Annotated in this window: 3 protein-coding genes; all 3 read right to left on the bottom strand. The window is 45.6% G+C overall.

Going from position 1 to position 4621, the window contains the following annotated elements:
• The coding region (locus A3763_RS28330; RefSeq protein ID WP_068759952.1) for a hypothetical protein at positions 1–456 on the bottom strand (456 nt) is incomplete at its 3' end.
• Between the two features lie 40 nt (positions 457–496).
• A complete protein-coding gene (locus tag A3763_RS06460; protein WP_068512480.1) occupies positions 497–2062 on the bottom strand; it encodes a SulP family inorganic anion transporter in 1566 nt (521 codons plus the stop codon).
• Positions 2063–2198: 136 nt separating this feature from the next.
• The gene (locus tag A3763_RS06455; protein ID WP_082865016.1) at positions 2199–4406 is read right to left on the bottom strand and encodes a YgiQ family radical SAM protein; all 2208 of its coding nucleotides are present in this window, start codon (positions 4404–4406) and stop codon (positions 2199–2201) included.
• Between the last annotated feature and the right edge of the window lie 215 nt (positions 4407–4621).

The raw sequence follows: 4621 nt of genomic DNA, 5'->3' as shown, positions 1-4621 counted from the left end.
TGTAGCAGGAGCTGCTTTCTTAGCTGGAGTCGCTTTCTTAGCCGGAGCTGCTTTCTTAGCTGGAGTCGCTTTCTTAGCCGGAGCTACTTTCTTAGCTGGAGTCGCTTTCTTAGCCGGAGCTGCTTTTTTAGCCGGAGCTGCTTTCTTAGCCGGAGCCGCTTTCTTCGCAGGAGCCTTTGCTTCGACGCCTATTTTTTCAAGGAGTTGAGACTGTAGCTCATGAAACTCATCCAGGCGCTTGTCAAACTCCTTCTGAAAGCGGTTCATTTCTTTGTCGCGAAGCTTATCCAGATCTTCAACTACTTTCTTGATCGGCTCTTGAACTTGAGACTGCAAGCTTTCAAGTTGTTTGAACGCATCGTTAATCAATTGATTAAAATGATCGGATGTCTTCTCGAACTCTTTATTAAAGCGATTAAGTACTTTATCTAAACCAAATTTATCTTTACTAGTCATCTGATAAGCTCCTGCTAGGAAGGGCAACTAAATTCAAGTCTTAGTCTAGCTTATCTGTCGCAATATGGTAGTTCGGATCTTCTATCACGTTGACTTCGATCAAATCACCGGCGTTTTTAAGCAAGCTTCTACATTCCGGGCTTAGATGGCGAATGTGTAAAGTCTTGTTTGCGTTCAGGTAGCGCTCGGCTAGTGTGTCGATCGCCTCAATGCCTGAGTGGTCGTATACTCTGGATTGAGCGAAGTCGATAATAATGTCGTCGTTGCCCGCTTGAACATCAAATTGCTCTAGGAAGTTCGCAATTGAACCAAAGAACAGGGGGCCTTCTACTTCGTAGACCGTTGAACCTTCTTCATTCTCTTTCTCGTGAATATACACATGCTTCGCGTGTTCCCAGGCAAAGACGAGCGCGGAAACAATTACACCTACGATTACTGCAATTGCCAAGTCTGTTGCCACTGTGACACCAGATACCAGGATTAATACAAAAGCGTCAGAGCGGGGAACTTTTCGAAGAATTCGGAAGCTGGACCATTCAAAGGTACCGATGACAACGATGAACATAACGCCGACTAGTGCAGCAACGGGGATCTGTTCAATCAGAGGCGCGGCAAATAAGATGAAGCAGAGTAGGAATAAGCCTGCAGATATACCGGACAGTCTGCCGCGACCACCTGAATTAACGTTGATCATGCTTTGGCCGATCATTGCACAGCCACCCATGCCACCGAAGAAACCCGTTACAGTATTTGCCACGCCTTGACCGATACACTCTTGGTTACCTTTACCGTGAGTTTGTGTCATTTCATCGATAAGCGTGAGGGTTAATAGAGATTCAATCAAGCCAATCGCTGCCAATATAAAAGAATAAGGCAAGATGATCCACAATGTCTCCAGAGTGAAAGGCACTGATGGAATGCTAAAACTAGGTAAAGAGCCGGAAATTGATGCAACGTCACCTACCACTCGAGTATCAAGGCCAAAGAAAATGACGACCAAAGAGACAATGACAATGGCTGCCAGTGATGAAGGTATCGCCTTGGTTAATTTGGGTAAGAAATGAATAATAGCCATGGTAGCAAAAACGAGAGTAAGCATTGTGATCATGGCATTACTTTCGAGCCAGGCAATATCAATAATGGAACCTTCTAGTCCTGTTCCTTGCAACCAGCCCGTGCCGTTGTTTTCTCCAAACTGGCTAAGTTGAGCGAGGAAAATCACAATCGCGAGGCCGTTAACGAAGCCAAGCATAACCGGGTGGGGAACCATGCGAATAAACTTGCCTAGTTTTAGCATGCCTGCCGCAATTTGTATGATTCCCATTAAAACTACCGTAGCAAAGAGGTATTCAACACCGTGTTGTGCGACCAGCGATACCATAACAACGGCAAGAGCACCGGTAGCACCCGAAATCATTCCTGGTCGACCACCGATACAAGCCGTAATGAGTCCGACCATGAAAGCAGCATACAAACCAACAATTGGCTCCACGCCTGCAACAAAGGCAAATGCAACAGCTTCAGGGACTAGCGCCAATGCAACGGTTAAGCCGGATAGGACGTCGTTCTTGATACTGAGATGCGAGCTTGCGCGGGGTTCGAACATGAATACCTCTGGTTGAGAGAAGGCTTCTCTCGGTCATTAAAATGTCGTTTAAACGGGGGGGCGGATTATAGGGATTGTTGTGCAGCAATACAAATTTGTGAGTATTGCTGCACACTTTTAGGTCTGTTAAATATTCTTACTTACTTTTACGGGGAGGAAGGCCAGTATGCTGGGTCAGAATCTTTCCCTTTTGATTCTTTCTATTTCCCTGCTTGTTCTTATTTCCTGGTCTTTGAGCCGCTTTTCTATTCTGGCTCATCTTGGCACCTTGCTTAGTACCTTTAACTGGTTGGTTTGGTGGAACGAGATGTTTTTTCCCATAGCCAATCAAATGAGCCTTACCCATCGCTTTAAGCGCTTCTCGCAACAGTGGCCAGTTGTCCGGGTCGTGATATCTCAAAAACGCTTTATGTAGGCGTCGCTGTTTTATGCCCTTGGGAATGGACACCTTTTCTGTCTTGTAATTGATCCGGTGGAGCGGATCTCTCTCGGAATGGTACATGGCGGTGGCGCTAGCCATCGGTGAGGGATAAAAGTTTTGTACCTGATCCGCCCTAAATCCGTTTTCTTTTAACCATAATGCCAAGTTCATCATATCGACATCGCGCGTGCCAGGGTGAGCTGATATGAAGTAAGGAATAAGGTATTGCTTTTTTCCGGCTTCGGCAGAATATTTTTCAAATAGTTCTTTAAAGCGATGATAAGTGCCCATGCCGGGTTTCATCATTTTTGATAAAGGGCCGCTCTCAGTATGTTCCGGTGCAATTTTCAGGTAGCCGCCTACATGGTGTGTAACAAGTTCCTTTATATATTCCGGGTCTTCTACTGCTAGGTCGTAGCGTAAGCCGGAAGCAATAAGTATGCGTTTAATTCCGGGTAGTGTTCTGGCGCGTCGGTATAGATTTGTTGTGGGCGAGTGGTCAGTAATCAGATTTTTGCAAATTGAAGGATAGACGCATGACAGTCGACGACAACTTGCATGAATTTCCTCTGAGCGACAATTCTGATGGTACATGTTTGCAGTAGGTCCGCCCAGATCAGAAATGGTGCCGGTGAAACCGGGTGTCATATCCCTGATTCGCTCAATCTCATGGATAACGGAATCTTCTGATCGACTCTGTATTACTCTGCCTTCATGTTCTGTGATCGAGCAGAATGAACAGCCACCAAAACAGCCTCTCATAATATTGACCGAGAAACGTATCATCTCGTAGGCAGGAATTTTTGCATCACCGTAGCTAGGATGAGGCACTCGCTGATAAGCGTGTTCGAAGACGCTATCAAGTTCATCTGTCGATAGAGGAATGGCTGGTGGGTTTACCCAAACATAGCGTTGATCGTGAGGCTGAACAATGGCTCGGGCATTGGCTGGATTAGTTTCCAGGTGCAGTATTCGGGAGGTGTGAGCATAAAGCACAGGGTCCTTGGAAACCTTTTCAAAAGAGGGGAGTAAGATAAATTCTCTCTCTTTATCAGCGCTTTGTTCTGGAAATGGTAAAATTTTGATTGGCTCTGCTTTATCGACTTGCTGATTGTCGGCGCATTTACTTGTCGACTCGGAACCTTCTATTTCAGTTTCTTGATAAGGGTTTTTCTGGAACGGGTGGTTCGCTGGGTCAAGCGCTTTTGGTTTTTCGATGCGCGAGGAATCTTTTATATTCCAGCCTTCTGGCAATTCTTTTAGTAGGCAAGCTGTTCCTTTGATATCTTTCATATCCTTGGGGTGTTCACCTCGGGATATACGTAGGGCTACCTCAGATATTGCTCGCTCTGCATTCCCATAAAGTAGGATATCTGCTTTTGAGTCCATCAGAACCGATCGTTTTACCTTGTCTGACCAGTAGTCGTATTGAGCGATTCGGCGTAGGCTAGCTTCAATCCCACCGATCACAACCGGGATATCTTTGTAGGCTTCTCTACAGCGCTGACTATAAACCGTTACTGCACGGTCAGGGCGCTTACCACCCTCGTTGTTTGGGGTGTAGGCATCGTCATGGCGAATCTTCAGATCAGCTGTATAACGATTGATCATCGAGTCCATGTTGCCCGCAGAAACCGCATAAAATAAATTTGGCTTACCAAGCTTTTGAAAATCATCTTTCGATGTCCAGTCCGGCTGGGCAATAATTCCAACTCGATAACCTTGAGACTCTAGCAGCCGACCAATGACCGCCATGCCAAAGCTGGGGTGGTCGACGTAAGCGTCACCGCAAATGATAATAACATCGCAACTATCCCAACCCAGAGTATCCATTTCCTCACGAGACATGGGTAGGAAGGGTGCAATACCGAAGCATTCTGCCCAGTACTTAGGATAAGAAAAAAGAGAGGTGTCGGCTTGCATAGTTTTCGGCTGCTTAAGTAAGAATAGTTGACTATTTTACATGGTCTTTCTATTTGGGCCTAGTGCTTCTTGGTATACATATCGTAGGGTATGCTTATTCTATGTGGTAATTTCTATATTTATCAGGCACCTTAGCCCTATAAATAGAATTTATTCTGGAACTCAATGTGAGTGATAAACAAGTCGTCGAAGCCAAAAATATTATTGCGGTGATC

This window comes from Oleiphilus sp. HI0128, from assembly GCF_001635365.1.
This window is presented reverse-complemented; position numbering and strand designations above follow the sequence as displayed.